The sequence below is a fragment of the Pseudomonas sp. HK3 genome, from assembly GCF_052920985.1.
This window is the reverse complement of sequence record NZ_JBREXD010000001.1, coordinates 499413-515901: the sequence shown is the minus strand read 5'-3', so window position 1 is coordinate 515901 and position 16489 is coordinate 499413. Positions and strand designations below refer to the sequence as shown.

Here is a 16489-nt window from a genome sequence, read left to right as displayed (position 1 = left end):
CCATGAGTCAAATTAAAGATATGAACTTCATGGGCGTGCGCAAAATTGCAGCGGCCTTATCTATTGCGTTAATTTTAATCTCAATCGGTTCACTGATTTTTCAAGGTTTAAAATTAGGATTAGACTTCACAGGCGGCACTTTAATTGAAGTGGCCTATGAAACCAGCGCAAACGTAAACGAGATTCGCAAAACCCTAGAAACATCAGGCTATGAAGATGTCACTGTACAGCACTTTGGCAGTGAAGAAGATGTACTGGTGCGTATGAAAGAAGCGTATCGCGCCAACTTGGGTGATGAAGTCCTAGTTGTTTTGCAGGATGCCTCTGAAGAAGAGATTGTGTTACGTCGTGCTGAATTTGTAGGCTCACAAGTGGGTGAAGAGCTGCGTGACGAAGGCGGTCTTGCTTTATTGTTAGCACTTGCCGTTGTAATGGTTTATGTGGCGGCGCGCTTTCAGTTTAAGTTTTCAGTGGGTGCAGTTGTAGCCTTAATGCACGATGTGATCATTATTCTTGGTTTGTTCAGCTTGATGCAAATTGAATTTGATTTAACCGTGTTGGCGGCACTGCTCGCGGTGATTGGTTACTCGCTGAATGATACGATTGTTGTGGCCGATAGGATTCGTGAAAACTTTCGAATCATTCGCCAAATGCAACCAGTTGATGTAATCAATCGTTCGTTAACACAGACACTTGGTCGTACGTTAGTGACCTCTTTGACGACGTTATTAGTATTGCTTGCTTTGTTATGGGTTGGCGGCGAGTTGATTCATAACTTTGCACTGGCATTAACGGTTGGTGTGGTTGTGGGTACTTACTCTTCTATTTATGTATCTGCGAATATTTTGTTGTACATGGGCATTAGTCGTGAAGACTTGTTACCACCAGAAGAAGAGGAAGAGCTAGACGACCGCCCATAGCGGTCAGGCTTGCAGAATATAAGGCTCACTTCAGTGGGCCTTTTTTGTTTTAGTGAGGAATATTTAAAATCGTGTACTGGAGAGTGTATTAATTGGGCTTTTCGAAGTCGTTGGACATATCCAAAATCCCTTTTTCGAGCTGGCGCATTTCTCGTTTGACTCGCTTGAGTTCGTTGTCGAGTTCTTTGGGGTCGGCAAACGTCGTGAGCTCTAAAAAATGCGCTTCAATAAACGATTTTTCGACCAGTGCCCGCTGTAATTTATTTTCGGTTTGTTTTAGTTCATCACGCATTGCTTGCACTTCACTTGCCCGAAAGCTGGTTTTAAGCTCATCTTTTAAATTCTTTTCAGTCACTTTTTGGCTTTCGTGTTTGCTTTTAAGTTTTTCTATGTGTTCGGTTAGTCTTATTTTATCTCGTTTTAATCGACTCTCACTGACCTCTAAACTATCGAATGTTTTAAGTTGTTTGGATAGCTCACGCATTTTTTCTTTTAGTTTATTAATGTTGCCTTCTGCTTTGGCGAGTTTGTCTTTACTTTGAATGATGTTTTTTTCTGTGCCGCTCAATAGGTCTTTTAAACTGTTTATCGTCTTACGAGCGCTTTCAACATCAGGCTTGCCTTGTGACAAGTAGTAGTCGGTATCTTTTAGTAGTTTCATATGATCGGCCACTAAGTTCGTCATATCATTTATATTATCATTTGCGAAATCGATGGTGTTATTGACCTGGATATCGACAGCCTCTCCTAGGTCTTCAAATTCGTTTGTCATGGCTTCTTGTATAGATTGTGTTTCATCTAATACGGTGTGGGTGTCATTTAGTTGACTCATTAAAGCCTGATTTATTTCAGTTAATTCATCAATATGTTTGGATTGACCGCGCCAAATCATCACGCTTATAACAATGATGGTAACCAGTAATAGACAGAGTTCTAAAATCACGAGTAACTCAGTTGTCATTTTTCACCTTAAAATCAATGGATTACGAGGATTTCATGATGTCTTTAGTAAAAATACGCTATTCCATATGTTCTTTGGTTTTCTTACAACAAAATGAATAGTGGCATCTATACTTACAGTTAAGTCTAATTTCGTGGATGTTGCCGTTAATGAAGTTTCTAATCGTAGATGACAGTCTAGCCATGCAGACGATTATCAAGATCAACCTGGGGAAGGCAGGTTATAATGGTCATGACTTTCAGACTGCGGCGGATGGTAAACAAGCGCTCAAGATGATCGAAGAGTGGCATCCGGATGTGGTCATAACGGATTGGCACATGCCGAACATGACAGGTATAGAGTTGCTTCTGGAAGTTCAGCTTCAAGGTTTGAACGTTAATATTGGTTTGGTAACCACAGAAACAGACCCAAAATTAATTGAAGATGCAAAATCTGCAGGCGCGTTGTTTGTATTGCATAAGCCATTTGATATTGATGAGCTTAAAGAAGCGATGAGTTTGGTATGTGATGACAAAGGGAACCCTACCACTAAGCCAAGTATAGGTAATGCCGATAGTAGTCAGCCCAATAAAACCCTAAAGCTACCCAATGTTGCCGCGTTAAATAAATTGACCAAAGGTATTTTTTCCGACGATATCTCGGTAGAGCAGGCCAGTGCATTTACGATTAATTATGAATACTTACCTTATGTTGTAGTTTTATTTTGCACGCACGACCACACCTCAATTAAAGCGATGTGTGTTATGGATGTGCGGGCTGTGGCCATCATAACCAGCGCACTTGAAGAGGACCCTAAAAACTACGCAGAAGAAATTATTAGAAACAGAATGCTGGGTGATGAGCAATTAACACGAATAAAAAAAATGATGGGCATGGTGAGTGTGCTTTTTCATGGTTCAGCATCAGAGTCACCACTTGAGGTAAAAGGTGTTCATGTCATTGATAAGCCATCAGAGCAACTGGTAAAACTCGGTGCAACCTCAAAAGAAAAACGATTAGTGCTGACGATTCAATCTAAGCAGCAGGGAGAAGGTCAGTTAATCTTTTTAGCCGTAGCGGATAAGTAGCTTACGTTGTTTGAGTGGATGCAAATAATAAAGCTTTAAGCCAGTCGTTGCCATTTCGTACCCTACCTATTATTGACGTTAAATTTACTCTGTGCGCCAAATCAAAAGCTCATCAGTCAAGATTGCCTTGTTTGACTGGGGTATCTTATGCACTTTAAAAACGTCAGGTATTACCATGAATCAACCAATGCAAAAGGTTATATTGATTACCGGAGCGGCCAGCGGTTTAGGTTGGGCATTAACGCAGGTGTATCATGCTAAAGGCTACTTGATTGTCATGGTGGATATTCAGGTTAAGTTGTTGGCAGAGCGAGTATTCAGTTTAAATCGTTCGGATACTATTTTCAGCATGGTAAGTGATATTACCGATGCACAAGAAATTGAAAATTTAGCGCAATACGTTCAGCAAAAATTTGGTCGTTTAGACGTGCTGATTAATAATGCAGGCATTACTCATCGCTCCTTGGTCGAAAAAACAGATCCTCTTGTTTTTCGTAAAGTAATGGCTGTTGATTATCAAGGCCCTGTAGAATTGACCTTAGCCTTGTTCGATTTATTGAAAACCTCAAAAGGCACGATTATTAATGTGAGTTCAATGGCGGGTTGGATGCCTGTTCTAGGGCGTGCAGGTTATTGTGCTGCAAAGAGTGCGTTGCATCAGTTTTTTGAAGTAATGCGCTGCGAAGTTCGCCATCATGGTGTAAAAATATTAATGGTGTACCCCAGTTTTTTAAATACACCCATTGAAAATAATGCATTGGGCTATGATGGTAATAAGGCAACCCATGCGCGTTCAATGGTTGGTGGCATGGGGTCAGCGGATGTGGTTGCAGGACAAATAATTAAAGCGCATCAAACTGGTAAAGAGCGGTTATTCCCAGATAAATTTACATGGTTTGCATCGATTGCGTATAAAATATTTCCAAGGATATTTTTACGAAGCATGACTAAGACGTTTGCCAGTGAGTTAGACGCCTAAACTAAAGTGTTTTATAGTATCCCGCTTTATCGGTCGCAGGGCAACCTCGTACATTTTTTTGATGTATGAATGCAGTGGAAGGGCGTTTGCACGTGACAGATTTGAATGAAAGTATGAATCACGGTAGGAATTGCGCCCCGCGCACGAAATCAATGCTCTAATTGATTTCAGTTCATTCGATAGTGGACGGTTGTGAATAATTCAAATAAGTAGGTCGGGCTTTAGCCCGACAACAACATAAGCTAAAGCTGGTATGAAAGCCAACTCAAAAATGAAGATTGGTTCAAGTATTTAATAGCTTGAAGACATCACATAAGTCGCGGAGCAATCTTGGATATTCTCTTGGTATGTGAGTTCTGTAGGAAGGCACTTGCCCGCGACAGAGTTATGAATCATTTTAATTTTCCACACTCCAGTATTCACCCATAAAAAATCGTTTGCACTTGCGCACAAACGATTTTTTACTTTTCCAGCTTCTAGATCAATTCAATTGCCATAGCGGTTGCTTCACCACCACCGATACACAGTGCAGCAACCCCTTTGGTTTTGCCTTTCACTTTAAGCGCGTTCATTAGGGTGACGATTAAACGTGAACCGGTAGAACCCACTGGGTGACCTTGTGCACAAGCGCCGCCAAAGATGTTCACTGTCTCAGGGTCAAGACCTAAGTCGATAATAGGCATCATAGCAACCATAGCGAAGGCTTCGTTGATTTCGAATAAATCAACATCATCTTTGCTCCAGCCTGTTTTAGCGAATAAATTTTCAATGGCACCAACAGGGGCAATGGTAAATTCACTCGGGTGTTGTGACTGTGTGGCGTGACCAACAATGCGCGCTAGAGGCTTAAGGCCGCGTGCAGTGGCTTCGCTTTCGCTCATTAATAAAAGTGCAGATGCGCCATCAGAAATAGAAGAGGCATTAGCAGCAGTAATCGTGCCGTCTTTTTTGAATGCAGGGCGAAGTGTCGGAAGTTTTTTCAATGTTGGCGTTGAACGGTTGCTCATCGTGCTCAACCACAGTTTCGCCGCGACGGTTTTTTACCGTAACGGGTACGATTTCATCTTTTAGTAAACCGGCTTCGATAGCGGCTTTTGCACGGGTTAAAGATTGAATGGCGTAGTTATCCATATCTTCACGGCTGTAACCTTTTTTGTCGGCGACATCTTGCGCGAAGCTGCCCATTAAACGGCCTGTTTCAGCATCTTCAAGGCCATCTAAAAACATGTGGTCCATAGCTTGGTCCGCATGACCCATGCGGTAGCCTTTACGTGCATTTGGCAGAATATAAGGCGCGTTAGACATACTCTCCATACCACCTGCAATCATGACGGTATTGGTACCAGCTTTGATTAAGTCGTGTGCAAACATAGTGGCTTTCATGCCAGAGCCACATAACTTGTTGATGGTGGTTGCACCAGTGAAATCAGATAAGCCCGCTTTGCGCATTGCTTGACGAGCAGGGCCTTGTTTCAGGCCTGCAGGCAGTACGTTACCCATGATAACTTCTTGAACATCGTCTGCTTTTAAGCCCGCACGTTCTACTGCTTCTTTAATAACGATTGCGCCGAGATCAGTGGCAGAAACGTCGGCAAGACTGCCTTGAAAGCCACCCATAGGCGTACGCACACCACTTACGATAACAACAGAATCTTGATTAGACATAACAAACCTCATACTGAATCAGGGCATGCCCTGGAAAAGACTCTATATAAATAGAGACAAGAATAAAGGGCGCAAATTGTAGCAAGCTTCATCAAAAGCCACCATGACCAGCTTATCCTGTGTATGCGTGATTCAATTTTATGGCGCTGCGATTAAATTAATCTTTTTTGACTATAAATGTATGAATTAACAACAACTTTTACTTGCTGGGCGCATAAAAACGCTTCATATTGTAAAAACTTAGTGTAATGGCTCTAAAATTAGAACAGGCGTACTATTTTCAAACGCTTGTTTGATTAAAAACGCCAATTAAGCCCTCTACCATGGGGTTAATCATACTTTAGTGTGATCTTATTTGGACGCTCCTTCGCTATATTCGAGGCTGTTCAATGGTCTATGGCCTCAACAATTAAGCAAGTCCTAACAATCATAAAAACAAGGGAAACTACTCCTATGCTTAAAAAATCCCTATTAAGTCTTGCCGTCACTGCCTCGCTGGTGGGACTTGCAGGCTGTAATATAAGCAGCACAACAGATAACGCGGGTAAAACCCCTGGCATCCAAGGCGAAAATCAAGCATCTGCTGCGGACAAGGTGTATCCATTATTTAACCCTGCACGTTCAGTTTTACCGGTAGGTATCGATCTTCTATTCGCCGGGACTACAGATGGAACGGCTAACGCAGGTAATGACCAAGGAAACCCTGTTAAAAAAGCCCTTAATGATATGGATGGTATTTCTACTCTTGCCCCTATTGATGTGCAGTTTAATAACCCCATTGACCCTGCTTCAGCTGTCGCCGGCTCTACTGTATTTTTAGTGAAACTTCCTAATGCTAGTAGCGTAGGTGGTGCAACGAATTTAATATTACCTGATGGGGTTGATGCGTCCTCTGTTAACCCATTAAGTTTAGGAACTATCGCTCCTTTCTTCTCTACAACTAAAGCTGACGGAACCGCTGCTGATGATTCAGCATTTGCTGCTGGTACTGGTTTGCCTGAATCTGTTGCCGCGCTTAATTTATTTGGTGCAAATGATGGAATACCTTTCGGTTCGCCATCACCAGCACCTACACAAACGGATGGTATTTTAGCTGCTCAGCCAGTTGCAGGTACCGATTATGAAGTACAGGTAATTGGGCTAGACGGCAAAGCGAATAACACGATTCGCATTAATCCTTTGAAGCCTTTAGATGGCCAAACAAAATACTTAGTTTTTGTTACAGGTTCAGTTAAAGATGCAAGTGGCAAAAAAGTATCGGCATCACCTGATTATCAGTCAATCACGGGCACCAATGACCTTGTTTCACCATCTCTTGCAGTTGTTCGGACATTAATTGATACACTTGAAGCACTTGGTGGTCAGATTATTACAGCAGGTGGTTCTAACTTGGCTCCATTGGCAGACGGGATTGTTTATTCAGCGCCATTTACGACAACAGATCCTGATATGGTCTTGAAGTCCATGGCTGATCCAGGTCATTGGGCTCCTGCTGTGATAACCAATAATACAATTGCAGATAAAGTCATTACAGCAGGCGGAATAGATGCAACTGGTGTTGTAGATGCAGCAAAAATTCCAACAGCTATTGGTGTTGCACGAGCGGCTTTAACTGCAGCAAATCCAAATATAGCGAATGCGACTGCTTATGAGCACCCTCGTGCTCGAACGGTTGAAACAATTTTGTCAGCCCCTGCTACTGCATTACAATTGACACCCGCACAAATAACCGCGACGTTTGATACGCCTTTAACTGAAGATGTTTTGGTTAGTCAGGGTGCTATTGAACTGCCTCAGTACACTGCTAAGTTCGATGCTGCAGATGTAACAACGTATTCTGATATTTGGAGTGCGAATACCACAGTAGGTGGTGTTCTTGATGGAGCACTTGGTCAAGATGCAGGTACAACGCCACCTAGTGATTCTGATAGTACGAAAAATGTTACTTATCGTTTCCCATTCGCAATGGAAATACGTAAAGCGGTTGTGCCACTTCTGATGTTTGAACCACAGGTCGGCAGTACTGGTCCTGGAGGTGGTGGTTGTGCTAAGCCAGGCGCAGGTTGGCCGGTTGTTATTATGCAGCATGGTTTCACATCTGATCGTACAGGGAACTTGATTAACGGTATTAAAGTAGCGGACTTGACTTGTCATGCTGTAATTGCGATGGACCTACCACATCATGGTGTCACACCAACAAGTACTGCATTGCCATTGAACGTTGATTATGTTCATTCGACAGATCCAACTAAAACACCATTTTCAGCAGCAAAAGCAGCAGCGGTTGCAACAGCGACAGCTGCAGGCCAAGCAGCTTTAGATGCGACTATTCTTGATGAATTAGAAGAGCGTCATGAAGGTTTTTATGGGTTGAGTGGAGCGCCAACGCCAGTTGTTTACGCAGATAGTTCAGATGACGGTATTGGTGGGTCGGGCAGCCTTTGGATTCGCTTAGATAATTTCCAGCGTACTCGTGACAATGTCCGTCAAGCAGTAATGGACCTATTAAATTTAAATGCATCTTTGGGTAGCATTGACTTGGATGGTGACGGTGCTGCTGACCTAGATACTGCTGAAGTAAATTATGTTGGTCATTCTCTAGGAGCGATTGTTGGTACTGCGTTTATTGCGGTTAATAATCAGTCTGCAAATACAAATTTATTTGCGATTGATAAAGCTGTATTAGCGACACCGGGTGGTCAGTTAACTAAATTAATCGAAAACTCTGTCGGTATTGGTACTGATGTTATCGCAGGCCTTGCTGGCCTTGGAATCACTCAGGGTAGCTCTAGTTTTGAAAGTTACATGAAAGTATTTCAGTCAACTGTTGATTCCGGTGACCCTATGAACTTCATTTCCGAATTAAGTGCTACGGGCGTAAATATACCAACTGTTATTGTTGGTATGTATGGTGACTTACAAAACGGCTCTCCAGGTGACCTTGTTGTCCCAGTTACAGGCGAGGGTATTATGATTGCAGCCGATACTTATGTATTAGCTGACGGTTCAACCACTCAACCAGAAACGGCTCGTAACCCTCTAACTGGTTTAGATCCGATGCTTACTTTGATTGGTGCTGAAAACATTAAAGATACTCCTGCTGGTACAAAGTATGTTGCGAAATATAATGAAGGCGGCCATAGCACGTTCTCATCAGCAGGTACTCGAGGAACAGGATCACCTAATTTTGATTCGGCCACAGCCTACGCTGAAATGTTGAATCAAACCGTGACGCTATTACTTACAGGTGCGCCAGCAATTGGTAACGGGACTGTATTAATTTCTGATACGCCTTAATTAAGACCTAAACCATGACAAAAAATATAAATAATAAGAGGTCTGGAATGAATAAATTAAAAACATTAACACTAGCTGTGGCCGCGCTTAGCGCGGCTGGCAGCCAAGCCGTAGAGTTTCAGGCTGGGCCGGTAGCGGCTCAACTGAACACTAGCTTATCTTGGGGTGTGGCTATGCGCACAGAGAACCCAGATGTGGCCCATGTGCATCCTGCAAATGCTGCTGCGATAGGCAGACCGGTGTCGAATACATCGGGCGGTTCTACTTATAACTATGATGACGGTACGTTGAACTATGAGAAAAATGATCTCATTAGTAACGTTGTAAAAGGCAGTATGGACCTTGAACTAGTATGGGGTGATGCTGGTGCCTTTGTTCGTGGTACTGCTTTTTATGATGCGGTGATTATGGATGAAGATCCAAACTTCAAACCATATAACGACTCAACCAAGGATGCGGCAGGTCAAGGTTATGATTTGTTAGATGCATTTGTTTGGTACAACACTTACATGGGTGATACACCTGTATCGTTACGTCTAGGTCGTCAAGTTGTGAGCTGGGGGGAAAGTACTTTCATTCAAGGCGGTATTAACTCAATTAACCCAATCAACGCATCAGCTGTACGTAAACCTGGCGTAGAAGTAAAAGAAGTATTGCTTCCGGTTAATATGGCTTACGGTTCGTTTGGTTTAACGGATAACGTAACCTTAGAAGCGTTTTATCAATTAGAATGGGAGAAAACCCGTGTTGATGGTTGCGGTACTTTCTTTTCTACAGCGGATTTCGTTGCAGATGAATGCGGCCCCGTTATTCTTGGTGGCTCTTCTGATGAGCGTCTGATTCTTGATGATTATGCAAACGGTTCTGGCGCACAGCCTATTGCGAAGTACAACAGTACTGATGAGCCATCTGATGATGGTCAGTATGGTTTAGCACTTCGCTGGTATTCTGAAGCACTTGGCGACACTGAGTTCGGTTTGTATTTTATGAATATTCATAGTCGTGTGCCGATGATTTCAGGTTTTGCAGCTAATAAGATCAATAGTGCAACTGGTGGTGCTTACAATACGGCTAACCCTTATTCAGAATTCCCTGAGTACATTATTAAGTACCCAGAGGATATTAAGTTAATGGGTGTCTCTTTTAACCGTACACTTAATAGTGGCTGGTCAATTAGTGGTGAAGTTAGCTTAACGCAAGACCGTCCTATTCAGCACAATACGTTTGAATTATTGCTAGCGGGTAACTTACTTCAAAGTAGTAAGCTGTTTAAACAGCGTTATGAAGAAGCAACAGGTAATACGCTTGATATAAATGACCCTGCCGCAGTAGAAACAGCCAAAACTGAATTAGCGGGTGCTGAGTTTGACGGCTTTGATCGTATGGATGTCGTACAAGCACAAATGACGTTCTTGCGCTTCTTTGACCAAGTAATGGGCGCTTCTCGTTTGACATTTATAAGTGAAATTGGCGTGACGCATATTCCAGACTTACCAGATTTAGCCGACTCTCGTTATGGTCGTAGTGGTACTACTGGTATTGGTGCATTTGATCCAGTGCCATTAGGTAATGGTTCATTCTTAACCTGTGGTGCTGATGAAGCAAATACCGCTGCTGCATTTGATGGTGATGCGGGTACTAATATCAACTCAACTTATTGTACGAATGACGGTTATGTTGATAAGACATCTGGTGGTTTCCGTGCTCGTGCGATCTTAGATTATCCTAACGCGTTCCTTGGTGTGAACATGAAGCCAGGTGTTGCGTTCGGTATGGATTTTGGTAATGGCCCAGAGCCTGGTAGCCAGTTCATTGATGAGCGTATGCAGCTTGGTTTGAGCGTGAACTTTGATTACTTAAATAAGTACAGTGGTGGTATTCAATACACTATGTTTGAAGGCGGCGATTACGACCCATTAAATGATCGCGACAATGTTAGCTTAAACGTTAAAGTGAATTTCTAACGGCTACACTTTTTTGTAAGCTCATAATTGTTAAGGAATAGATATGTTAATGAAGAAAACTTTGATCGGGTCAGCCATTGCGCTGACCCTAGCAGCCGGCAACGTGCTGGCTGCTGTTTCAGCACAAGAAGCGGCGCGTTTAGGTAAAGACTTAACGCCAATGGGTGCTGAGAAAAATGGTAATGGCGGCGCGATTCCAGCTTGGACAGGCGGCATTGAATCACCTGCTGGCTTTAAAGTAGGCGACAAGCACATTGACCCGTTCCCTGGTGATAAAGTGCAGTTCACTATTACCGCTCAAAACTATACTAAGTACGCTGCCAACCTGACCGAAGGTCAGATCGCGATGTTTAAAAAGTATCCTGAAACCTACAAGATGCCAGTTTACCAAACTCGTCGTACTTCAGCTTACCCGCAAAATGTGTATGACAAGACTAAGGCAAACGCGACTGCAACCAAGCTAATTGGTGGTGGTAACGGTATGGCTAATTATGACGTGGGTGTGCCTTTCCCAATTCCTGCAGATGGCCTTGAGGTTATTTGGAATCACATTGTGCGTTACCGCGGTGGCAGTGTAAGTCGTGTTGTGGGTCAGGCGACACCACAGGCAAACGGTGCTTATACAATGGTTAAATTCCGTGATGAATTTACCTTTAAAAATAAATTATCTGATTACGATGCATCAACGATGCAGGATAATAATATTTTGTTTTACTTCAAACAGGATGTTGTATCGCCAGCGCGTTTAGCGGGTAATGTATTGCTTGTTCATGAGACGCTAGACCAAGTGAAAGAGCCTCGTAAAGCGTGGATCTATAATGCGGGTCAGCGTCGTGTTCGTCGAGCACCTCAGGTTGCCTATGACGGCCCAGGTACTGCAGCTGACGGCCTTCGTACATCAGATAACTTTGATATGTATAATGGCGCGCCTGATCGTTACACTTGGAAGTTAGTCGGTAAAAAAGAAGTATACATTCCATATAACTCTTATAAGTTAAATTCTGGCGATGTGAAGTATGATGAAATAGTGAAAGCAGGGCATATCAATCAAGATTTGACACGTTATGAGTTACACCGTGTATGGCATGTTGAAGCGGTTCTTAAAGAAGGTCAGCGTCATATCTATGGTAAGCGTACGTTCTATATTGATGAAGATACATGGCAAGCAACTGAAATCGATCACTTCGATGGTCGTGGTGAACTATGGCGCGTAGCAGAAGCGCACAACATCTTCTTCTATGACCGCAAAGTACCTTGGTACACCATCGAGTCTCTATATGACTTGCAGTCTGGTCGTTACTTGGCACTTGGCTTAGATAATGAAGAAGCAAAACCATACGACTTCGGTTTTACTCGTAGTGAAAAAGACTACACGCCAGCAGCGCTTCGTCGCTCAGGTGTTCGTTAATTAATTAAGTTTGATTAGCATAAAAAGGGAGCCCTTGTTTTAGAGCAAGGGCTTTTTTTATGGGGCGCGTTTATAGTCTTGGTTATATGTGAGCTAGAGGTATTAGCTCTTCAGATGGGTATGTGGTTGCCATTTAGACTAAATACGCCAACAGGGTGTTGGCAGAAATCAATTCTTGATCTTGCTAATGCTAAGTGTTCTCATGAACAGTGGTGTGGCGTATACAGTCTTAGCACCATTGATTGCAAAATAATAAAAATATCCGAGGCGAAGCTGTGTTTTCCATTGAAAACTCTGTAGTTAAAACACTCTCTGAAAGTCGTGTTCGGGTTTTGGCAATGAAGTTACAATTGCCATTATTGCCGTTGCATTTTATTCGTCGTGATAGTGTCATGGCTAAGCTTGAGCAAAATACCCAGTCCCGTTTTTATGTGTTTGAAGCTGCACCAGGCTATGGCAAATCGCTGGCACTTGCGCAATGGTTGCACCAAAAGAAACAGCAAAAAGAAGCCGTTGCTTGGTTGACCCTTGACCCAAAAGAGAATGACCCTTTACGTTTGTTAACCTATTTAATTTGTGCTATCCATTCAGCGGATAAAAATAGTGTAAAAAAGACGCTTAAGGCATTAGAAGATACTAAGCCAATCGATGAAATCGTAACGCTTTTGCATCTAGAGCTGTCCGCTATCGCCAACGTCTTACATTTAGCACTCGATGATATGCATCATATAAATTGTGCCGAAAGTTTAGAATTAATAGCGCAGTTAGTTCAGCATACGCCTCCTAATTTAAAAATTTACTTTACCGCAACATCTGTGCTCCCGATACCTATGTCACGCGCGGTTGGACAAGGTCAATGCGTTCACTTTAATGAATACGATTTACAGCTCAGCAAGGCTGAAACACAGCAGTGGTTGTCATATTCAATTAAAGGTGCATTAGAAGTCGCGCAGATAGACGATATTTATGCTCAGAGCGCTGGTTGGTTTACGGGGTTAGTGCTAATAAAACAATTGCATGACGCTAATCAGTCGACCAAAATACAAGGCGATGAATCAATTATTCGTGACTACTTTGAGCAGCAGTGGCGGCCTTTAATTAGTCATGAAGAATTTACCGTTTGTACACAGCTTGCACATTTAGGCAAAGCAAGTGGGCTGTATCTCGATTCAGTGTACCGAAAAGAAGATACCCAGTTATTACTAAACTCATTAGCCAAAAAGCATGCCCTTGTTATTGCCGACAATAATAAAAATAGTTGGTTTTATTTACACCCACTATTGAGATCTTATTTATCCAGTTTGAGTGATCGCCTTGTTCGTGTAACAGAACTAGAAAATGCCAGTGTGTGGTTGAACCATCATGGTTACCCTGTAGAGGCGGTTGAAATGGCATTAAAGGCCGGCAACAAACAGCAAGCTGCACAATTATTACAAACCACAGCCGAAACAATTTTAGAAGAACAAGACATAGCTCAATTATTACAGTGGAAGAAGCAGTTACCAGACGATGTGATCACGGTATCGCCACGACTTGTTATTATTTTTAGTTGGACATTGGCATTTGCACAGCAGTTGGATGACGCTGAACGATTAATGGCTCAAATGGATCGTTTTTTAGTGGGTGGTACCGCGAATATAGCAGACAGCGTTTCAGGACAATTGTTTGCAATCCGTGCGTACATTGCTCGGTGTCGAGGTAAAATAAGCAATGCGATTCAACTTTGCAAACAAGCGTTAGATAAATTAGACGATAGCGATTATGTAGCAAAGTCCGTCACGTATTTTAATTTGTCAAATGTTTACATGACGCTCAATAAAGTGAGCGAAGCACGTCATTATAACCGTTTATCTTTTGAGACGGCACGCGCAGTAGGCAGTATTCATTTAGAAATGCTGGCATTGCATGAGCAGGCACGAATTGAGCAAGTAAAGGGTAACTTATATCTGGCAGAGAAACTGCTTAACGAAGGCATCGTATTGTCAGAGCGCCTACGCGATCGTAATAAAGCGGCCGGTTATGGGCGCTTATTGATATATAAAGGCTACATCATTTGGTTAAGAAACCGTAAAGATGAAGCAGAAAAATTATTGTTACAAGGCATCCAAATATCAGAGCAGTGCCATGACTCATACATCATAATGGGATATGTGTTGCTAAATAACCTCGCTCGCCAAAGAGGGCAGATAGAAAAAGCGTATGATTACTTATCAAAAGTAGAGGCAATCCTGCAATATTGGTCTGTACCTGGGTTCATATATCAGCCTTGGCTTTCAACTATGCGGGTGAATTTGTTAATAGATGAAAATAAGATAGATACTGCTCAAGCCAATTTAAAACACTTACAAGGCTTGTTAGAACAAAATGAATACAGTTTGTCGCCTGAGCATTATCCAGACTTAAAAGGTCTTGTTGAAGTGTTTGCAGTTAGGGCTAAATCAATATCTGGGCAACATAAAGCGGCACTCAAACAGCTGGATAAAAAATTAGAAGGAAGCTCTCAAGACCAACAAGGTTTTGCGCTCATCTTTATTTATTTGATGCGTGCGTTATTACGTTATCAACTAGGGCAAGAAGATAACGCGTTGCAAGACTTTCGCAAGGCAATTGCAATGGCCGAAAAAAACTTCTGCATCATGCCATTTATAGAATATAGCCCAGGTATGGCAGCGTTGTATCAACAGTTACCCAGCAACATCAAGCAAAAAGAATTCATACGCACCATTCTTAGTAATATTGAGTTAAATGACCAAGGTCATCATAACCAAGCGTTTGCACAAATACGCAGTATTATTAGTCAGCGAGAGTTATCAGTACTAAAACTGATTGCTGAAGGCTTAAGTAATCAAGAGATTGCAGAGCGTTTATTTATTAGTTTGCATACTGTTAAAACCCATGCTCGTCGAATTAATGGTAAGTTAGGGGTTAAAAGCCGGACTCAAGCCATTATAAAAGCGCGAGAAATTGGCGTCATTTGATTCTTGCTGTGTCACTTGGCAAACAATCGTTAATGAACTAAACCTAAATAATAATCACAGGTTTAGACATTATGGACGGCAAAAATATTATTTCTGTTTTGAGCGAACGCCCAAGGTTATTAGAAGATGCCCTTGGTAAGCGTTATGAGCTTAAGCAATACCCCATTGAAGCCCAATTTCTAAGTCACCTTGAGCCTGATACCAAGCTTATTGTATTAGACTTTATTGATTCGGGTCCCGAAGCACTAAAACTAATTAAAGAAATTCGAAACAAAGGAGACTTTGATTACGTCCCTATTATTGTGCTTCAAGGAGAGAGTTTACATCATACTAGTATCCAAGCGTTTGAAATGGGCTGCGACGATATCATTGATATGGGGGTTGATGAAGGCGAGTTAGAGCTGCGCTGTGAAAAACTCATTATCAACAAAATCGCAAGCGACCAATTGCAGGCACAAGTAAAACAGGCAACAGAACTTGCGTTTATTGCTATGTCAGATACATCTGACTTGGGTATAAACATTCAGTTTTTATTAGAAGTACATCAATGCAGTAATTTAGATGAATTGGGAATGCGTTTATTACAGGCAGTTGACTCATACGGACTAAAAGCCAGTGTGCAGCTTCGAAGTGAAGTGGGGACTAAAAATATGGAAGCGTCCTGGTATGGCTCGAGAGCTAGAATCAAAGCTTATGTGGGAACTTAAAAATGACGGACGTTATATCGATTTTGGTAAGCGTAGCGTCATGAACTACGAGCAAGTATCTGTTTTAGTTAAAGATATGCCAATTGATAACGAAAAAAAATACGGTGCACTTAAGGATAATTTATTTTCGTTGTTACAAGGGGCTAATGCCCGTTTAAAAGCACTTGAAAATGTACAACAGGTGCATGACCAGCAACAAATGGTACGAAGTCTATCGATTAAAATGCAGAAAATGATGGAAGAAACAGATGAGGGTTACCAAATCGTCATGAAAGGCATTGCCGATGTTGTAGAAACGATGTCAGATGGTATTAATGAAGTGATTGTGAATCTTGCATTACATGAAGAGCAGGAGCGGGCACTAGAAAAAGTCATGGAATATGGATTGAACACCACCAACGCTATTTTCTCAAAAGGCTTACAGCTGGATGAAAGCTTTAAAAATGTTATAAAAGAACTCGGCGTGTTTTTATCGAATGATAAAGTAAAGTTCACCGCCGAGCAGCGTAAAAAATTATTAAAAATTATCAGCGAAAGCTAAGC

General features: G+C 42.1%; 10 protein-coding genes and 1 pseudogene. 9 read left to right on the top strand and 2 right to left on the bottom strand.

Going from position 1 to position 16489, the window contains the following annotated elements; genetic code table 11:
- The first annotated feature begins 2 nt into the window (after nucleotides 1-2).
- Nucleotides 3-920 (top strand): protein translocase subunit SecF, encoded by a 918-nt coding sequence (gene secF / locus ACU6U9_RS02345; RefSeq protein ID WP_446733475.1) that lies wholly within the window; start codon nucleotides 3-5, stop codon nucleotides 918-920.
- 88 nt (nucleotides 921-1008) lie between these two features.
- Here secF and ACU6U9_RS02340 read toward each other — a convergent pair whose 3' ends face one another.
- Nucleotides 1009-1881, bottom strand: a complete 873-nt coding sequence (locus ACU6U9_RS02340; RefSeq protein ID WP_446733474.1) for a hypothetical protein — start codon at nucleotides 1879-1881, stop codon at nucleotides 1009-1011.
- A 149-nt stretch (nucleotides 1882-2030) separates the two neighbouring features.
- Between ACU6U9_RS02340 and ACU6U9_RS02335 the strand changes: the two genes are divergently transcribed.
- Nucleotides 2031-2948, top strand: a complete 918-nt coding sequence (locus ACU6U9_RS02335; RefSeq protein ID WP_446733473.1) for a response regulator — start codon at nucleotides 2031-2033, stop codon at nucleotides 2946-2948.
- A gap of 175 nt (nucleotides 2949-3123) precedes the next feature.
- Nucleotides 3124-3927 (top strand): SDR family NAD(P)-dependent oxidoreductase, encoded by an 804-nt coding sequence (locus ACU6U9_RS02330; protein ID WP_446733472.1) that lies wholly within the window; start codon nucleotides 3124-3126, stop codon nucleotides 3925-3927.
- A 476-nt stretch (nucleotides 3928-4403) separates the two neighbouring features.
- Here ACU6U9_RS02330 and ACU6U9_RS02325 read toward each other — a convergent pair.
- Nucleotides 4404-5592, bottom strand: a pseudogene (locus ACU6U9_RS02325) (thiolase family protein).
- Between the two features lie 453 nt (nucleotides 5593-6045).
- On the opposite strand from ACU6U9_RS02325, the gene ACU6U9_RS02320 reads away from it, so the two are divergent.
- The 6 genes from ACU6U9_RS02320 to ACU6U9_RS02295 all read left to right on the top strand — a co-directional run bounded on the left by ACU6U9_RS02320 (nucleotide 6046) and on the right by ACU6U9_RS02295 (nucleotide 16487).
- Nucleotides 6046-8889: a hypothetical protein gene (locus ACU6U9_RS02320; RefSeq protein ID WP_446733471.1), complete on the top strand. Its 2844-nt coding sequence runs from the start codon at nucleotides 6046-6048 to the stop codon at nucleotides 8887-8889.
- A 47-nt stretch (nucleotides 8890-8936) separates the two neighbouring features.
- Complete coding sequence (locus ACU6U9_RS02315) at nucleotides 8937-10853, top strand: DUF1302 domain-containing protein (RefSeq protein WP_446733470.1); 1917 nt, start codon at nucleotides 8937-8939, stop codon at nucleotides 10851-10853.
- 43 nt (nucleotides 10854-10896) lie between these two features.
- Nucleotides 10897-12261, top strand: coding sequence for a DUF1329 domain-containing protein (locus tag ACU6U9_RS02310; protein WP_446733469.1), 1365 nt, complete (start codon nucleotides 10897-10899; stop codon nucleotides 12259-12261).
- A 275-nt stretch (nucleotides 12262-12536) separates the two neighbouring features.
- Nucleotides 12537-15239: a LuxR C-terminal-related transcriptional regulator gene (locus ACU6U9_RS02305; RefSeq protein ID WP_446733468.1), complete on the top strand. Its 2703-nt coding sequence runs from the start codon at nucleotides 12537-12539 to the stop codon at nucleotides 15237-15239.
- Nucleotides 15240-15310: 71 nt separating this feature from the next.
- Nucleotides 15311-15946, top strand: a complete 636-nt coding sequence (locus tag ACU6U9_RS02300) for a hypothetical protein (RefSeq protein ID WP_446733467.1) — start codon at nucleotides 15311-15313, stop codon at nucleotides 15944-15946.
- A complete protein-coding gene (locus ACU6U9_RS02295) occupies nucleotides 15906-16487 on the top strand; it encodes a hypothetical protein (protein WP_446733466.1) in 582 nt (193 codons plus the stop codon). The genes ACU6U9_RS02300 and ACU6U9_RS02295 overlap by 41 nt, the downstream gene beginning before the upstream one ends.
- Nucleotides 16488-16489: the final 2 nt, after the last annotated feature.

Coding starts and splice junctions, on each gene's coding strand:
- secF (WP_446733475.1), top strand. CDS start 3: ATGAGTCAAATTAAAGATATGAACTTCATGGGCGTGCGCAAAATTGCA.
- ACU6U9_RS02340 (WP_446733474.1), bottom strand. CDS start 1,881: ATGACAACTGAGTTACTCGTGATTTTAGAACTCTGTCTATTACTGGTT.
- ACU6U9_RS02335 (WP_446733473.1), top strand. CDS start 2,031: ATGAAGTTTCTAATCGTAGATGACAGTCTAGCCATGCAGACGATTATC.
- ACU6U9_RS02330 (WP_446733472.1), top strand. CDS start 3,124: ATGAATCAACCAATGCAAAAGGTTATATTGATTACCGGAGCGGCCAGC.
- ACU6U9_RS02320 (WP_446733471.1), top strand. CDS start 6,046: ATGCTTAAAAAATCCCTATTAAGTCTTGCCGTCACTGCCTCGCTGGTG.
- ACU6U9_RS02315 (WP_446733470.1), top strand. CDS start 8,937: ATGAATAAATTAAAAACATTAACACTAGCTGTGGCCGCGCTTAGCGCG.
- ACU6U9_RS02310 (WP_446733469.1), top strand. CDS start 10,897: ATGTTAATGAAGAAAACTTTGATCGGGTCAGCCATTGCGCTGACCCTA.
- ACU6U9_RS02300 (WP_446733467.1), top strand. CDS start 15,311: ATGGACGGCAAAAATATTATTTCTGTTTTGAGCGAACGCCCAAGGTTA.
- ACU6U9_RS02295 (WP_446733466.1), top strand. CDS start 15,906: ATGGCTCGAGAGCTAGAATCAAAGCTTATGTGGGAACTTAAAAATGAC.